Origin of the sequence: Schaalia odontolytica (assembly GCF_031191545.1) — a bacterium.
In the GTDB taxonomy this organism is placed as follows: domain Bacteria; phylum Actinomycetota; class Actinomycetes; order Actinomycetales; family Actinomycetaceae; genus Pauljensenia; species Pauljensenia odontolytica.
On sequence record NZ_CP133472.1, the window covers coordinates 1,269,609 to 1,285,354 of the forward strand.

12 protein-coding genes are annotated in these 15,746 nt (G+C 63.7%); 7 read left to right on the forward strand and 5 right to left on the reverse strand.

Annotated features, from left to right (window positions below; genetic code table 11):
- Positions 1-63: 63 nt before the first annotated feature.
- The gene (locus RDV55_RS05385) at positions 64-1,176 is read left to right on the forward strand and encodes a dsRNA-binding motif domain-containing protein (protein ID WP_133256515.1); all 1,113 of its coding nucleotides are present in this window, start codon (positions 64-66) and stop codon (positions 1,174-1,176) included.
- 44 nt (positions 1,177-1,220) lie between these two features.
- Here the strand turns inward: RDV55_RS05385 and RDV55_RS05390 are convergent, their stop codons facing one another.
- Positions 1,221-2,420, reverse strand: coding sequence for a DNA cytosine methyltransferase (locus RDV55_RS05390; protein ID WP_218017135.1), 1,200 nt, complete (start codon positions 2,418-2,420; stop codon positions 1,221-1,223).
- 237 nt (positions 2,421-2,657) lie between these two features.
- Between RDV55_RS05390 and RDV55_RS05395 the strand changes: the two genes are divergently transcribed.
- The gene (locus RDV55_RS05395; protein ID WP_111823351.1) at positions 2,658-3,131 is read left to right on the forward strand and encodes a hypothetical protein; all 474 of its coding nucleotides are present in this window, start codon (positions 2,658-2,660) and stop codon (positions 3,129-3,131) included.
- Between the two features lie 69 nt (positions 3,132-3,200).
- Here RDV55_RS05395 and RDV55_RS05400 read toward each other — a convergent pair whose 3' ends face one another.
- Positions 3,201-6,221: a lysylphosphatidylglycerol synthase domain-containing protein gene (locus tag RDV55_RS05400; protein ID WP_111823352.1), complete on the reverse strand. Its 3,021-nt coding sequence runs from the start codon at positions 6,219-6,221 to the stop codon at positions 3,201-3,203.
- Between the two features lie 113 nt (positions 6,222-6,334).
- Here RDV55_RS05400 and RDV55_RS05405 point away from each other — a divergent pair, with 113 nt between their 5' ends.
- The 3 genes from RDV55_RS05405 to pheA all read left to right on the forward strand — a co-directional run bounded on the left by RDV55_RS05405 (position 6,335) and on the right by pheA (position 10,375).
- A complete protein-coding gene (locus tag RDV55_RS05405; RefSeq protein ID WP_111823529.1) occupies positions 6,335-6,961 on the forward strand; it encodes a DedA family protein in 627 nt (208 codons plus the stop codon).
- A gap of 3 nt (positions 6,962-6,964) precedes the next feature.
- The gene (locus RDV55_RS05410; protein ID WP_111823353.1) at positions 6,965-9,214 is read left to right on the forward strand and encodes a DUF6541 family protein; all 2,250 of its coding nucleotides are present in this window, start codon (positions 6,965-6,967) and stop codon (positions 9,212-9,214) included.
- Between the two features lie 153 nt (positions 9,215-9,367).
- Positions 9,368-10,375 (forward strand): prephenate dehydratase, encoded by a 1,008-nt coding sequence (pheA, locus tag RDV55_RS05415; protein ID WP_111823354.1) that lies wholly within the window; start codon positions 9,368-9,370, stop codon positions 10,373-10,375.
- A 114-nt stretch (positions 10,376-10,489) separates the two neighbouring features.
- Here pheA and RDV55_RS05420 read toward each other — a convergent pair whose 3' ends face one another.
- From RDV55_RS05420 to RDV55_RS05430, 3 genes are all read right to left on the reverse strand, one after another.
- A complete protein-coding gene (locus tag RDV55_RS05420; RefSeq protein ID WP_111822737.1) occupies positions 10,490-11,401 on the reverse strand; it encodes an IS3 family transposase in 912 nt (303 codons plus the stop codon).
- Positions 11,350-11,862 (reverse strand): helix-turn-helix domain-containing protein, encoded by a 513-nt coding sequence (locus RDV55_RS05425; protein WP_111822736.1) that lies wholly within the window; start codon positions 11,860-11,862, stop codon positions 11,350-11,352. Before RDV55_RS05425 ends, RDV55_RS05420 begins: the two co-directional genes overlap by 52 nt.
- 95 nt (positions 11,863-11,957) lie before the next feature.
- Positions 11,958-13,271 (reverse strand): diacylglycerol/lipid kinase family protein, encoded by a 1,314-nt coding sequence (locus RDV55_RS05430; RefSeq protein WP_111823355.1) that lies wholly within the window; start codon positions 13,269-13,271, stop codon positions 11,958-11,960.
- A 255-nt stretch (positions 13,272-13,526) separates the two neighbouring features.
- On the opposite strand from RDV55_RS05430, the gene serS reads away from it, so the two are divergent.
- Both serS and RDV55_RS05440 read left to right on the forward strand, forming a co-directional pair.
- Positions 13,527-14,804, forward strand: coding sequence for a serine--tRNA ligase (gene serS / locus RDV55_RS05435; protein ID WP_111823356.1), 1,278 nt, complete (start codon positions 13,527-13,529; stop codon positions 14,802-14,804).
- On the forward strand, positions 14,801-15,718 hold the full coding sequence (locus RDV55_RS05440; protein WP_111823357.1) for an HAD hydrolase family protein: 918 nt from the start codon (positions 14,801-14,803) through the stop codon (positions 15,716-15,718). Before serS ends, RDV55_RS05440 begins: the two co-directional genes overlap by 4 nt.
- Positions 15,719-15,746 lie beyond the last annotated feature (28 nt).

Sequence of the window (15,746 nt, forward strand, 5' to 3'; positions counted from 1 at the left end):
CTGTGGGGTGCAATGTGTCAAAGAGAATTGCCTACTTAACTCGGTGTGTCTACTATTGTGCACATGGACGTCGAAGCCCGAGCGTTGCAGGCACTGGAGTCAGCGTGGCAGAAGTATGTTGAAGGTGATACGAGCTATCCCGCGATCGACAATGACGTGATGACCGCAATTGACACGGTGTTTGGTAGTAGCTCGGCCCCTGCACAACAAATCATGTTTGCCATTGCTGTTGGCGTGGAGCTTGAGCCTGATCGTGATCCAGCTTCGCTGCAGGCAAAGTCGGGTGTCGATGGAGTGAACCGGAGAACTCAGGCGGAAGGCGTGGGTCGTGCGCTAAATGAATTCTGCCAGGAGCGGCGTTTGACTTGGAAAGTTTCGCAGGATCCTGGAGTGTCAAATCCATTTCGAGAATTGCGTATTGATCAGAGGTGGATAAAAGAGCGGAAAGGGAGTTCCGTAAAATGGGCTAAGGGCCTGCTTGTGCTTGTAGAGTTCTTTAAAGCTGAGGCAAATAGGGAGGCAGCAACGTCAGTTGTTGACTATGTTGCAACGCGCATTGTCGAGTTGTCGGTAGCTCAACGGATAGAATATCCGAAATTTCCGGCAACCGCTGCGGTTGCTATGCGACTTACGCGACTGTTTCTCGAAAGGTGTGACAATAGGCCGGATGCTCTTGAGGCTGCGATCACTGCTGCGATTCGTGTTGTTGCGCGCCGTATGGCAGAGCCGCTTTGTGTGAACCGAGGGGATGTGAACTCTCCAGATCCCATTGATATTGAAATTATCTCAGAGTCTGATCCAAATAATCGACACGGGGTGGAAGTTACCGATAATTATCTAACCGCAAATAAATTGCGTAATGAAGTTATTGAGGCGATGAAGAAGAAAGGTCTCTCCCGAGCGGTTGTTGTTTCTCGTGGTGTAAATAAGGCTGAGTTTGATGGCGTGGATAAGTTGATTAGACACTCTCGGCAAAATCTCAATTATTTCATTGATCTTGTCAGTATTGACGTGATTGAGCACTGGCTCAACTTTCCTGGGTATGGATACCTCCTGGGTGGTGAATATATCAATGAGTTAGGTGATGAGCTGGATAGGCTTTCGACTCCCTCAATGCGGAGGTGTTGGCTAAATGTTCTCGAGGATTACTGCACGGATGCAATAGAGAACTCGTAATCTGTCGCAATCATCTTTCGGGATTTGATGCCCACGTGTTGTTGCTATGAGCAGTGGCCTTCGAGAGCATTTCGAATTGAACGTGCGACAGCGAGCGCTAGACGTGGCGGAACCGCGTTCCCAATCTGTCGAAACTGTGTGGTGCGTGGTCCGCACCATCTCATTCCGATTGGGAATGTTTGAATTGCAGCCGCTTCTTCGACTGTTAAACGTCGAAGAAAGGGAGGAACTTCGGCAGTTACCGCTTCTGTTCCGCGAGTCCACAGTTTCCGATGGTACCTCTCTACCCATGGTTCTTTAGCTGGGTTTTCGAGAGCCTGTTGGTCGATGATTGGTGTCTTATTGCCGCCCATTGATGCAGGAAGAGTCATTGATGGGGCTTCTAGGTTCAGGGGTCTTCCGGCACCGTTGAAGAGCATTCCTGCGTATGGTGAACGGCGGAGCACGGGCGCCTTCGCTGTTGTGATTTGTGCGTAGCACAGAGAATCGTTGCCTGGAGTGTTGTACTCAGGGAGTTGTTCGAAGGCGTCCCTGACAGAAAATCGCTTTGAATGTGTCGTCGGTGTAAGAGCCTCTGGCGTACCGCAGTCTCTTCGAATGCCGATAAGAAACATCCTCTCCCTTGCTTGAGGCACACCGAAGTCAGCTGCGTTTGCTAGGGTCAGGAGAGTCGAGTAACCGAGTTTCTCGGCGCGTGCTTGGAGCGCAGTCCTGGTGGTCTCCCATCGCTTGTTTTGGTAAAGCGCCTTCACATTCTCCAGGACGAATGCGCGCGGATTAACGCGTTTCACGATATCGAGAAAGTGAAAAACATGCTTTGAGCGTTCATCATTGGGGTCCATTTTTCCTGCAACGCTGAAACCCTGGCATGGTGGTCCCCCAATGACCAGGTCAGCCATCCCTGAGGTTGGTAGGTTGTCCTCGGCAAGTGCGAGGATGTCGCCTACATGAACGGAGTGGCTGGTGTTTGCAAGATGTTGGTGTGTCTCAGATAGCTGGTCAAATGCAAGTTCGTGTGTCTGCATGGCTGTCGGATCGAGTTCGCTGACCCACACTGGTACATAGCCCGCAATCATAAATCCAATATCGAGACCGCCGGCTCCGGCGTACAAAGAGACAAACGTTCCTTGGGGCGTGGTGACCGGTTCGATGTCTGAATAATCGCCCATGACTCCACGAGGTGCCCCAGAAGCATCTGCCTTTGTTGTGGCTTGGTGAATGCTCAGGCGCTGGCTCTTTGTCATGAAGACAGTTTAAGCGAGTGCTTGCTGATCTGTGTACATAGCTGGCGTGAGCCCTGCAACGTGGTGCTTGTAGTGTGGGGTTTCCTGTAGAAGTTGGGGAGCATTTGTGTCAGGAGGTTTGAGCTGGTAGACCCTGCGCAAGAACGCTGTATGTACGGCGGCCACTGCGGTATGGTGGAAGCAGCGACACGTCTCGGTGTCGCCTGATACCGGCCTCGATCGAATGGGAGCGCCTCCGTGAAGAAACCAGCTGTTTTCCTTGCCGGGGTGGGCACGTGCGCGCTTGCGGTGGCGAGCTGTTCGACCACGGCATCCACGCCAACCGCCCCGCAATCGACCCCAACTCCCGACTCCCCCCAGTCTGCGCCGGGATCCCAGGCCTCGTCCGCGCCGACGGTCGATCCTGACACCGCGCTGACACCGAAGAATGGGCAGAGCGGTCCGAGCGTCCAGTCCGGCACCGAGGAACCGGAGGGTTTCGTGACCGTCATCGTTCAGCTCGAGGATGATGCCGACGAGAAGGCATCCCTCGACTCGATTAACGAGGCCGTGGCCTCGGTGTTCCCGGGCGGGTCCGTTTCCGTGGAGCGCGAGTACCGCAACGCCTTAAAAGGCTATGCGCTGCGTGCGCCAGCGGGCTCGCTCGACGTGATTCGCTCGGTGAGCGGCGTGAAGGCGGCATTCCTGGACGGTAACAACCGCCTGCTGTGAAGCGAGAACCGGCTGCCTCGCGCAACGGCGCGAGACAGCGGGATACCGGTTAGTTCAACGGGACGGACCCTAGATGAGGTTCTTCTTTTCCATGTACTTCATGGCCAGCCAGCCAAAGGGAATGCGGCCGTAGAAGGTGACGAGACGGTAGAGCAGGGCCGTCGTGATGGCGACCGACGAGGAGATGCCAGCGACTGTCAGACCGGAGGTCAGTGCCGTTTCGACGGTGCCGATACCACCCGGCGAGGGGATGAAGGAGCCGGCCGCGTTCGCCGTCAGGTAGGTGATCGACACCGTGGAGAAGTTCAGCGAACCACCCATGGCGATCAGCGCCGTCCAGAACGCACCCACGTAGCCGATGTTCATGAGCAGGTTGCCTCCGATGACCGCGGCGAGGCGCCGCGGCTGGCCGATGATCCACAGAAGGCGCGGGTAGACCTGCTGCCACGTCGGCCGGACCTTTGCCCAGATCCAGCGACGCACCTTCGGTACCGCGACGATGACACCGACTGCGACCATGACAACAGCGACGACGCCCAGGATGGTGCCGTAGGGGACCGATACGGACAGGGATGATCCGGCAATGACCATGACCAGGAGGAGCAGGATGATCGTGACGAGCGCCTGAGAGATCTGCATGAGTGTTACTGTCGTCACCGCCATGGCGGTGGGGACGCGGCGCTTGCGCAGGTATCGCAGGTTCAGAGCCGCGGGGCCCACACCGGCAGGAGCCACAATCGTAATGATCGAGGCCGCGACCTGTGCGATGAACGTGTCCTTGAAGCCCAGCTTCTCGGGCGAAAGGGCGATGAGTGGGATCGCCGATCCGGCCCAGATGAGGCATCCCAGCGCCGCCGAGGCGAGCATCCACCAGAGGTTTGCACTCTTGACCGTGGTGACGATGTCGCTGAAGTTGAGCGATCCGACGACGATGAACACCGCGATGAACGCGACCGCGATCGTGAAGATCGTGCGCGGGCGGAAACGCTGCAGGTCCGCCGTCGGAGCGGTCTCGGCTTCGGAGTCGCCCACGAGGGCGGCGCGCAGCTCACTGAGCAGGTCGGAACGGCGTAGGCGCTGGTTGACCTCGGCCGGCAGGACGGGCTTCTGGATGACGGGGGCGCAGGACACCAGGGTTGCCTCTCCGACGCATCGCCGACCAGCCTCGAGCGCGCGTTCGGGGCCCACCGCGAGGGCGGTGAGAACCAGCATCTGGGCGATGTCGATCGACTGGTTGAGTTCGGTCGTGGCGACCTCTCCCGAATCCCAGTCGAGCAGCCACACGTCGGAAGAAGCATCGACGACCACGGCCTCGGGTGTGAGGGCGCGGTGTGAGATGCCGCGAGAGTGGGCGAATCGCAGCTGCTCCCACGCGCGGTCCAAGACCTCGTCCGAGGCGTCCTCACCGAGTTCGGTCAGCGGAGTCGTCGGGGGCAGCGCGGACATGACCATGATGATTGAGTCCGCGGATGCGGCGATGCCGATCGGCTCCTGCGTGAACACGCCGGCACGCAGTGCCTGCAGCGTCGTGAAGGAGGAACGCTCGGCCTGAGCCTTGAGCGATGGCGACACCCAGCGGCTGATGCCGCGCAGGCGCAGGTTGTTCCACATCTCCAGGAGCGTTCCGGTCAGCTCCTGGCCCGGATCCATCGCGATGAGCTCGTAGGTCAGTCCCGTGTCGCTCCATGCCTGGTAGTGGCGGTAATGGTCGTGGTTTGGGCGTCGCGTGACGGTCACGCCCATGTCGCCGAGGTCTGCGGGCATCTGGGTGAGGTGGCCTCGCGGGTTCTCAGCGACGGCCCATGTGGCCAGTGGTTCCTCGGTCGTGTCGAGGTCGGTGCGAACGATTCGCGAAGGCGTGATACCGATGCCGAGGAGAGCCTCGACCAGTTTGGCTCCCTTAGCTCGTTGGTCGTCGTAGCCCATAATCCATCGCGAACCGGAGCCGAAGGCGCGGCCAAGGAACACGGATATGAAGGCGACGGGCAGGGTCATGGTAGAGCGCAGCACGCCCAGCATGAGGATGATCCACAGGCCGGTCCAGCCCCATCGAATTGCCTTCATCGACTGTGCTTCGCCGGCGGAGGTGAACAGGGCGCACAGGGTGACGATGACCAGGTTGATGGCGATCGCGATGCCGGTCTGGGAGCCCTGTGTGGCCAACGCCCGGTCGACGCTCAGGGGTGCGGTCAGGTCACTGGGCAATAGGCCAGTCAGCAAAATGATGATCCAGCTACCGACCGCAGCGACGAGACTGGTGACGAGGACCTGGATGATCGCCTGGAGGCGTCTGCGCAGAGCGAGTGAGACGATCACGAGGATTGGCGTGGTCAAGATGATGAGGCCCTCGGTGATGCTCACCGGAAGAACGAGAATCTTACGGATCAGCTGGAAACGCAGGACATCCATGGTGACGCCGTGCGTGGTCGCGCTGGCAAGCGCACCGATCGTCCAGATGATGAGGATCGCGATGAGCGAGAGGACCACGTCGACGACATCCTCGCGGCGGCGGCGCACGCTCGAGATCCGGTCGGCGATGTAGACGGGGCGGGGCAGGCGCATGCGCCGCACGGGCAGATTCGCGGCGATCTCGCCGCTTGCCGGGGCGAGGGTGGATTGTGTTTCCTCGTCCGAAACCTTCGCGGTGGCATTGTCCTCGGTGCCGAGGGCTCGTTCAGAATCGGTTGCTTCGGGCGTGGACGAGGCCTGGATGGGCTCGTCCGTGTCGGCAGCATCATCGGAATCGGCTGGGGGCACAGCCGGAGGAAGGGTGCTGGTATGAGCGCTGTCGGATTGCGGTGACGAGGCCGCTTCTGCCTCGTCGCTCTGAACCCGGCTCGGCGGGATGCTGGGGGGCGTGGTCACCGGCGCGGTGGTTGTATCGGGGGCGATGACAGGAACCGTGAGCTCCGTGCGGGCCTCGGAGGTGACCGCCTCCGGGGGTGGCGCGGCCTGTGCCCCGGCCTCGTCGATCATGCCCATCAGGGCGTCCACCCCGTTCTCCGCGGAATTGTCAGACGAGGATGGAACGAAGAGGAGGTTTGTGTCCGCGACCGGCGAGCCGTCGTGTGAATCCTTGCGCTTCCTCATGTTGCCTATCCTATAATCGCGGTCAACAAAGGTAGGGTTAGGGTGATACATTCCCGGCAGAAAAGGGCCCTATCGTGACCTGGTCGACACTCGTGACCGCATCAGATCCGTCGATGCTTCACACCGTTATCGAGTGGTTCAAAAATCCTGAGACCCTCCTCGTCGCCATGGGGCCGTGGGTGCTGTGGGGCACGATGCTCATCGTCCTCATCGAGTCGGGTGTCCTGTTCCCCGTGCTGCCGGGAGAATCGCTTCTCTTTACCGCCGGCCTGCTTCACGACCGCCTCGGCCTGCATCTGCCGACCCTGATCCTCCTCGTCGTGGTCGCCGCTTTCGTCGGTGCGCAGATCGGCTACTTCCTGGGTGCCAAGTGGGGACGCCGCTTCTTTAAACCCGACGCTCGTATTCTCAAGACTGAGCACCTGGACAAGGCGGAGCACTACTTCACGAACTACGGAGGCCGCTCCCTCGTCATCGGCCGTTTCATTCCTTTCGTCCGCACCTTTATCCCGATCGCCGCAGGCATGGCCCGCTACCCCTACCCGAAGTTCCTGGCCTTCAACACGCTCGGGGCCGTCTTGTGGGGCGCGGGCTTCCTCCTGGTAGGTGCGCTCCTGGGCAACGTGCCTTTCGTGCACGACAACTTAACGCTCATCCTCGGCGTCATCATCCTGGTGTCGGTCCTGCCCGTCATCATCGAGATCGTGGGCAAGCGCCGCGCCGCGACTGAGAAGGAGTAAGTCGTGCTGGCCTGGTGGATGCTGGTTCCGACCCTGCTGGCCATGATGGTCGCCCTGGTTCTGCCGGGGTTCATGTGGCTCAGGGCCGGAGGCCGCTCGTCGCTCGTCGCGGTCGCGGCCGCACCCGCATTCACGTTCGGCCTCGTGACGATCCTGTCGGTGGCCTACCCGCTCTTTGACATCGAGTGGGGACCCTCCACCGCCCTGCCGATCCTCGGCCTGAGCGCCGTCGGAGGCGGTGCCGCGTGGAGCCTGAGTTTCTTCCGTCGCAGCAACGGTGGTTTCTCGCTGCGGGGAGTCCCCCTGCGCGAGGCCATTGGCGTGCGCGTCCCGATCGGCAGCGCCCAGGCCGCGATTCGCGCGACCACGTGGGGTGCGATCATCGTCGGTTTCCTCGTGGCCGCGTGGCCCCTCATCGCGGGCGCGAACCCTGCCAACCCCGTCCAGCAGTGGGACCCGACCTTCCATCAGAACGGCGTGCACGCCATCCTGTACGGAAAGAACGCGAGCCCCTTCGGTGGCCTCCACGAGCTCTACGGCGGTAGGAGCGTCTACTACCCCACGGGCTGGCACGCCTTCGTGGCACTCTTCGCGCGCTACGACTCGGTCGTCCAGGCCTCCAACGTGTCCTCGCTGGCGCTCATGGCCGTGTGGGTCACGGGACTGGCGGCCTTGGTTTCTGTCCTCACTGCGTCGCGCAGCGCCATCATGGCGGCACCGATCATCGGCGGGATGCTGCTCAACATGCCGGCCGACGCGCTGACCATGTACAACCAGTGGCCCAACTCGACCGGAACCGCACTGGTCCCCGGCCTTGCCGCGGCCGCGGTGATCGTCGGCCGCAGGCTCGCCACCGATCTGAGAGCCGGAGATGGGGTGCGAGCATTCGCACGCCGCATCCCTCAGGGTCTCTTTCTGCTGATTGGTGCCCTCGGCCTCGTCGGCGCGCACCCGAGCGCCGCCTTCTCCATGCTTGCGCTTCTCATCGCGCCGCTCCTGGCCTTCATCGCGTCTTTCGGGCGCCGTGCCCTCGATCGTGAGGGACGAGGCCAGCTCGCCGTCCTCGCGTGTGGTGCCCTTGCGCTCGCTGTCGTCGCCCTGCCTCTCCTCGCTCTGGCCTCGCCCAAGATTCAGGCAATGGGCAAGTATCCGCGCAACGGCACCAGCTGGAGCGAGGCTTTCGCCCACGCCTTCCTGCCCTACCCGCCTTTTACGAGCACGTCGGGCATGACGCACTGGACGTTCATCCAGCTGGTCCTCCTCATCGCTGGCGTCGTCGCAACAGTACGACTGCACATGCTGCTGAGCCGTCCCGACCCCCTGGAGCGCGCCGCAGAACAGGCTGGGCTCATCGAGAGCGCGGACGAGGAGGATGCGGCCTCGCCCGACGGGGAGGAGGCGCTTCCCCTGCCCTTCTGGCCGCTCATCTCCTACCTGATCCTCGCGGGCCTGACGGGTCTCGCGTACTCGCCCAACTCGGCGCTGCGCACGTACCTGCTGGCCCCCTGGTACAAGGACGCCCGGCGCATCATGGGTGTCGAAGACATCGCGCTCGCTGTCCTCATGGCGGTCGGAGCCGCGGCGATCGTCCGCGCTGCGCACACCGCCTGGACGAAGTCCCTGCAGAGGATCCTCGCCGAACGAGGCGTTGACGACGACGTCGAAGCGCCGCGTTGGCCGATCCAGGCGTGCGTCGGCCTCCTCATCCTCGTCCTGTCAGGCTTCGGGGCAATCGACGCCCGAAACGCTGCGGTCGCCTACGTGTACGACCCCGATCAACTGGGTAAGCCCGGCATGGCCACCACCGGCGAGCTGGCCATGCTGCGCCGCATGAAGTACACGACCGCTCCCAACGCGCTCATCCTCGGCGACCCGATCGCGGGCGCTGCCTACTCGGAGATGCTCGGCGGGCGCAAGGCCGTCTTCCCGCAGCTGAGCACGGTCAACGCGGATGGGGCCTCGCAGAAGGTCCTCACCCAGCGCTTCCGCGACATCGCGACCGACCCGGAGGTCTGTGAGGTCGTGCAACGGCTTGGCATTACGCACTTCTACGAGGAAGAAGACGGCACCTACTACAACTTCATGCGATCCTCCCGTAACCCGGGGCTTTACGGCGTCGACACCTCTTCCGGTTTCGAGCTGGTCGACGCGGGTGGCACCGCGAAGCTGTGGAAGATCACCGCGTGTGGCGACGTCACCCCGGGCGGCGGACGCGAGGCCTTCGTGACCGGCGAGAGCGCGAACCGCGGCTGACACCCTCCCCGGCCGCACTGGGCCGTGGCCTGCGGGGCCACCGCATTCCATGGAACTCGTGGGCGCTCCAGGACCCGCGCGATTGGCCACAATGCGCCCCGCGCGCTGAAACGGGGCCGCGCCGCGCGTGTCCCTCTCGTTACCCTTGACACCATGACGACGAACATTCCCGGCCCCGCGCCCCTCGGTGACAAGCTTCGTATCGCCTTCCTTGGCCCCTTCGGCACTTTCACGGAACAGGCCGTCCACCAGGTCGCGCCAGCCGGCGCGACACTCCTGCCTATGACGAGCGCCCCGCAGGCGCTCGCGGCCGTGCGTCGCGGCGAGGCCGACCGCGCTGTCGTCCCGATCGAGAACTCCATCGAGGGCGGCGTCAATGCGACTCTTGACTCCCTCTCGCACGGCGACCCGCTCGTGATCGTCGCCGAGATGCACGTTCACGTCGTCTTCCAGCTGGCCGTCCTGCCGGGCACGCGCCCCGAGGACATCCGCCGCATCGGCACGCACCCGCACGCGTGGGCGCAGTGTCGCGGTTGGGTCGAGGAGACCTTCCCCGGCGCGATCCACGTGCCCGCCACGTCGACGGCAGCCGCCGCCGAGCTCCTCTCGGACGGGGATGCGTCCTTCGATGCCGCCCTGTGCAATGCGGTGTCGGTCAACACCTACGGCCTCGAAGCACTGTTCACTGACGTCGCTGACAACCCGGGCGCGATCACGCGCTTCGTCCTGGTGGCCCGCCCCGGTGCCGTCCCCTCGCCCACCGGTGCGGACAAGACGACCATCCAGGTGGCGCTGCCCGTCAACGAGTCGGGGGCTCTGCTGACCCTGCTCGAGCAGTTCTCGGCGCGCGGCGTCGACCTCTCCCGCATCGAGTCCCGCCCCAGCGGCGACGGACTCGGCAACTACACCTTCAGCATTGACATCGTCGGCCACATCCGGGAGGAGCGCGTCCAGGCGGCGCTCGTCGGCCTGCATCGCTACTCGCCGGAGGTACGCTTCATGGGCTCCTACCCGCGAGTGGATGGCGTGCGCGCGTCGGTTACTCCGGGCACCACCGACGAGGCTTTCCGCGCCGGTCGCGCGTGGGTTGCTGACCTGCTGCACGGCGGAGATGGCACGGGCGAGGTTGCGGGCAGTGCGCCCTCCTGGCCGCTGGTGTGACGTTCGCTCGCCGAAGCGGCACCGCTCCCTTTGTATGTACGAGGAAGCGGCCGCGCCCCGGCCTCGTGACAAATGAACTGCGCCCCGAAACTTGGACGCGTTTAATGGTAGCCGTTATGCGGCTTCCTGTAGGGCCTGATCCCGGTATTCTGCCGGGGTCAGGCCCTTGAGCTTTACTTGGCGTCGTGTTGTATTCCAGTGCGTGATGTAGGTGTCGAGGTCGGCTTTGAAGCTCTCGAAGGTCTGCCAGTCTTGGCCGCGAAAGAACTCGTCCTTGAGGTGTCCGAAGACCTGCTCAGTGGCGCCGTTGTCGATGCAGTTGCCTTTGCGTGACATACTCTGGATGAAACCGTTATCGGCGAGTGTGCTGATGTAGGTCTCGTGCTGGTATTGCCATCCCATGTCCGAGTGCAAGATCGGCTCGACCCCTGCGGGTTTGGCTTCCATGAGTATTTGGAGCATCTCTTGTTGCTGGGCGAGGTTGGGGCACATCGAGATGGAGTGGGCGACGATCTCTTTGCTGGCAAAGTCGTAGACCGGAGCGAGGTAGGCCTTACCGAAGGAGAGCTTGAACTCGGTGACGTCGGTACCCATTTTCTGCCAGGGGCCGGTCGCCGTGAAGTCGCGGCCGATGATGTTCTCAAAGCTTTGCCCCACGGGCCCCTTGTAGGAGTTGTACCTGTGGTAGGCCCTCTCGCGGCGTATGCCGCAGCGCAGCCCCATCTCGCGCATCATCTTCAAGACCGTCTTGTCGGCGATGCGCTCTCCTTCCTCAGCGCGCAGGCACATGGCTACCTGCCTGTGACCGCACCCGTTGGGGGTTCGTGAAAAGATCTGGGCAACCTTGGGACGTAGCTGCGCTCTGGTTGGCTGCTGGGGGTGAGCCAGCGCGTAGTAGTAGCTCGACCTGGAAAGGCCTGCCACCTCAAGGAGATCACGCACCGCGTGTCCATGCCCTGAAAGCTCGGCGACCGCTAGGGCTTTGTCCCGGTTTCGGAGCGCCTCTGCGCCTTCAGGGCAATCGATTTTTTTAGGTATGCCACCTGCGCCTCAAGCTTACGCACACGCGCGGCGAGTTCCTCCTCACGCGTTGGTGGCACCGCCCCCACCGACCCCTTCGGCCTGCCCTTGGGCTTGGGCTTGAGGGCCTGCGCGCCGCCCTCACGGTACAGCCTGCACCACTGCTTCAACGGTGTCGCACTCGCAATACCGAAACGCACCATCGCCTCAGGCTTACTCATCCCACCATCAACCACGGCCCTCGCTGCGGCGACCTTGGTCTCATAGTCGTATCTGGCCTGCTGTCCTCCCATGGCAAGAAGCCCATCCTTCCCAATTGCACGGTACGTCTTCTGCCACTCTCTCACAGTCTCGGCACACACACCCAGCCTCTTGGCGGTCAAACCATAGCCAACCCCCCTCTCAAACATCTCCACCGCCTGCTCCCGAAGCAAACGATCATGCCTCAACCGCAGATCCACAGACATGAAAAGCCTCCCATTCCCTGGACTTCACTTTCGATGTCCAAGAAACGGGAGGCAGTTCAAAACGAGACCGGGGCGCGCTGTCAGACGAGGGTGGCTCAGCGGGGCAGCAGCTCCATCCACGTGCGCTCGGCGGGCACGGCGATGTCGAGTGCTCCGGCCTGCATGCGGATGTGCATGGTGTGGGCGACGCCGATCGCGTCGCCGTCCACCTGGCACACCTGGGGCTCGTCGGCCGTGACGGAGGCGCCCTTCGCCTGGCGGAAGGCGACCTTGCCGGTCGACACGGGCAGGTTGAGGGGACGCAGGCCGATGAGCTGTCCGAGCATCTTCCACGTGACGTCCGCCCACCCGAGCATGCCGGCCTGTGCGTCGACTGCGATGACGTCGACGAGGCCATCGGAGAGCTCCGCGTCGGGTGCGAGGACGAGTATCTTGAGCTCGCCCGCGTTCGCGAACATGATGGAGCGTGCCTCGATGCGGGTGATCTCATCGGCTGGGAAGCGTGGGGATCCTGCGGGCGTGGCCTCGTCCAGGGTGCTTCCAGCGATCTGGTCGCCGACCCCGAGTGGGTCGGGAGCGGGTGCGGCGGGGGAGCGCAGGGTCAAGCGCGCCTTCATGCGCGGGACGCCCATCGCGCCTAGGCCCGCCCACACGTAGGCGATCCACCCGATGCGCTTCTTCAGCTCGGGATCCGTGTCGGCCATCGTCTCGCCGTCGTAGCCCATGCCCGCGACGACGAGGCACGCGTACTCATCTGCGCGGGGCTCAATCGACGAGGCCGGAGCCTCCTCGTTCTGACCAGTGACTTCGGGGTCCAGGGCGGTGCGCGCGCCGAGACGTAGACCGCCCTCGGCGGGCTGAGTGGAATCCTGCGTGACATCGTCGACGCGCACCCATGCCAGGTCGACGGCGCGATGGTTGCGGTCGAGGGCGACGGCGAGCGCGTGTTCGGGGTCGTCGGGGATGGAGAGGTTCCCGGCCAGCACGTTGCCGGTGCCCACGGGGATGATACCCATGCGCACGCCGGATCCGGCCATGCCGGCTGCGACGGCTCGCACGGTTCCGTCTCCGCCCGCGGCTATGACGACGGAGGCTCCCTCCTCTAGGGCGCGCACTGCCTGTCCGGTGCCCGGGTCCTCGGGCGTGGTCTCGCGCCAGTGCACGTGTTCGATGCCCAGTTCCTTCGCCTTGCGGTTGATTCGCTCCTTGAAGGCTTGGGGATCCGCGTGCTTGGAGGGGTTCAGGATGACCCAGGGGCGTGGCCGTCCGCGGGTTGGGTCGTCCACCGACGCGGGGATCTCGAGGGCCTGGCGGCGACGGCGGCGACGGGTGACGGCTGTTGCCAGGCGGGCGACTCCGATTGCTCCGGCTCCGGCGACGGCGGCGAGTATCCACGGTGTAGCGTCCATGTGTACAAGAGTATCCGGCCCGGGGGATATGGATGGATTGTTCAGTGGCTTTTCGTTGTACTTCGTGTCATCAGAGAATGGCTGATGCGTGCGTGCCAGCATGTTGTCCACACGGTTATGCACCAAAGGTAGATAACTTTCAGGCTTTTTAATAGCTCAGACACGTAGTTTGTGCATAACCCTAACCTGTCGTGCGGAATTGAAAGTCGTGCCGGTGGGGGACACGGCGTGCCCACCTGACATAGGATGGGACGCATGATTGATGTGCGTGCCCTGCGTGAAAACCCTGAACCCGCCCGCGCCTCCCAGCGTGCCCGCGGAGCGAACCCCGGCCTCGTCGATGAGATCATCGAGGCCGACGCCGCCCGCCGCGAGGCCCTGCAGGCCTTCGAGACGCTGCGAGCCACCCAGAAAGAGGTCTCCAAGTCCGTGGGTCGCGCCTCCAAGGAGGAGCGTCCGGCGATCCTGGCTCGGGCCAAGGAGCTCGCCGAACAGGTGAAGGCCGCCGAGGCTGCCGCGAACGCCGCCGATGCCGAGGCCGACCGCCTCGCCCGCCTCCTGCCCAACCTGGTCGTCGACGGCGTGCCCGTCGGTGGCGAGGAGGACTTTGTGGTCCTGCGCCATGAGGGGCCCGCGCCCCGCGACTTCGCCGCCGAGGGCTTCGAGCCCCAGGATCACCTCGCGCTGGGTGAAGGCCTGGACGCGATCGACACCAAGCGCGGCGCGAAGGTCTCCGGCGCACGCTTCTACTACCTCAAGGGCATCGGTGCCCGCCTCGAGCTGGCCCTCATGACCATGGCCATGGACCAGGCCCTCGCCAACGGCTTCGTCCCCATGATGACCCCGACCCTCGTGACCCCGCAGGTCATGGGTGGAACCGGCTTCCTCAACGAGCACTCCGACGAGATCTATTACCTGCCCGCCGACGACCTGTACCTGACGGGCACGTCCGAGGTAGCCCTGGCCGGCTACCACGCTGACGAGATCCTCGACCTGAGCGATGGCCCCAAGCGCTACATGGGCTGGTCCACCTGCTACCGCCGCGAGGCCGGCTCTGCGGGCAAGGACACGCGCGGCATCATCCGCGTTCACCAGTTCAACAAGGCTGAGATGTTCAGCTACTGCCGCCCCGAGGACGCCGCCGAGGAGCACCAGCGCTTCCTCGCGTGGGAAGAGGAGATGCTCGCCAAGGTCGAGCTGCCCTACCGCGTCATCGACACGGCCGCCGGCGACCTGGGAACCTCCGCCGCCCGCAAGTTCGACTGCGAGGCGTGGCTGCCCACCCAGGAGCGCTACATGGAGGTCACCTCGACCTCGAACTGTACGACGTTCCAGGCCCGCCGCCTCGGCATTCGCGAGCGCCGGGAGGACGGCATGGCGCCGGTTGCCACTCTCAACGGCACTCTGGCAACGACCCGCTGGATTGTTGCGTTCCTCGAGAACCACCAGCGCGCCGACGGCTCGGTGTACGTGCCCGATGCGCTGCGCCCCTACCTGGGCGGACTCGAGGTTCTGAGCCCGGTCGGTCGATGACTCAGGAGCGCTTCCTGACGGTCCCCTCCTCCGGGGAGGTGGCTCGCCCATTCGAGGATCTCCTCGACGAGGCCGTGGCCGCCCTGCCCGTCGGCTTCCCCTCGGCTGCGGCCTCGGTTTTGGTTGCGCTTGACATTGACGGGACGATCCTGACTGCCGCGGGGGCCACTCCGCGCGTCCTGGAGGGGATCCACGGCCTCGCCGCCACGGGTGCCCAGGTGGTGATCGCCTCGGGCCGTGCGCTCGAGGGCGTCATCCCGGTCCTGGGTGCCCTCGAGTTCACGGACGGGTGGGCGCTGTGCAACAACGGCGCGACCCTCGTGCGCGTGAGCGGCGGGGAGTGCGAGATCGTCGAGGAACGCACCTTCGTGCCCGGCCCGATCTTGGAGGAGATCGCCGCTGCCGTGCCCGGAGCGGTGTTCGCCTCGATGCCTCACCCGGACACGCTGCTGTCCGCTCCCTTCCCGAACAACGAGATCGAGGGGACTGATCGGCGTATCGTTTCGATGAAGGAGCTGTCTTCCACGCCCACCCCGAAGATCGTCGTGCGCGCCGCGGACATGGATCGCGAGGATTTCGACCGGATCCTGTTCTCGCTGGACGTCTCGCGCACCCACGAGGTGTTTGTCGGGTGGACGTCGTGGGCTGATATCGAGCCCAAGGGGGTGACCAAGGCCAGCGGCCTGGAGGCGCTGCGCGTGCGGTTGGGGTTGCCTGATGGTGGGACCGTCGCCGTCGGGGACGGCACCAACGACATCGCCATGATCGAATGGGCCGCCTTCGGTGTCGCCATGGGTGGCGCTTCGGACGAGGTGCGCTCCTGTGCCGACCATGTGACGGCCGCCGTCGACAACGACGGCGCCGCCGCCGTCATGCATGCGATCATGCGCCGCTGCGGGGTCACTGGACGCTGAGTGGCGCTGCTGCGCGCCCTACTCCCTC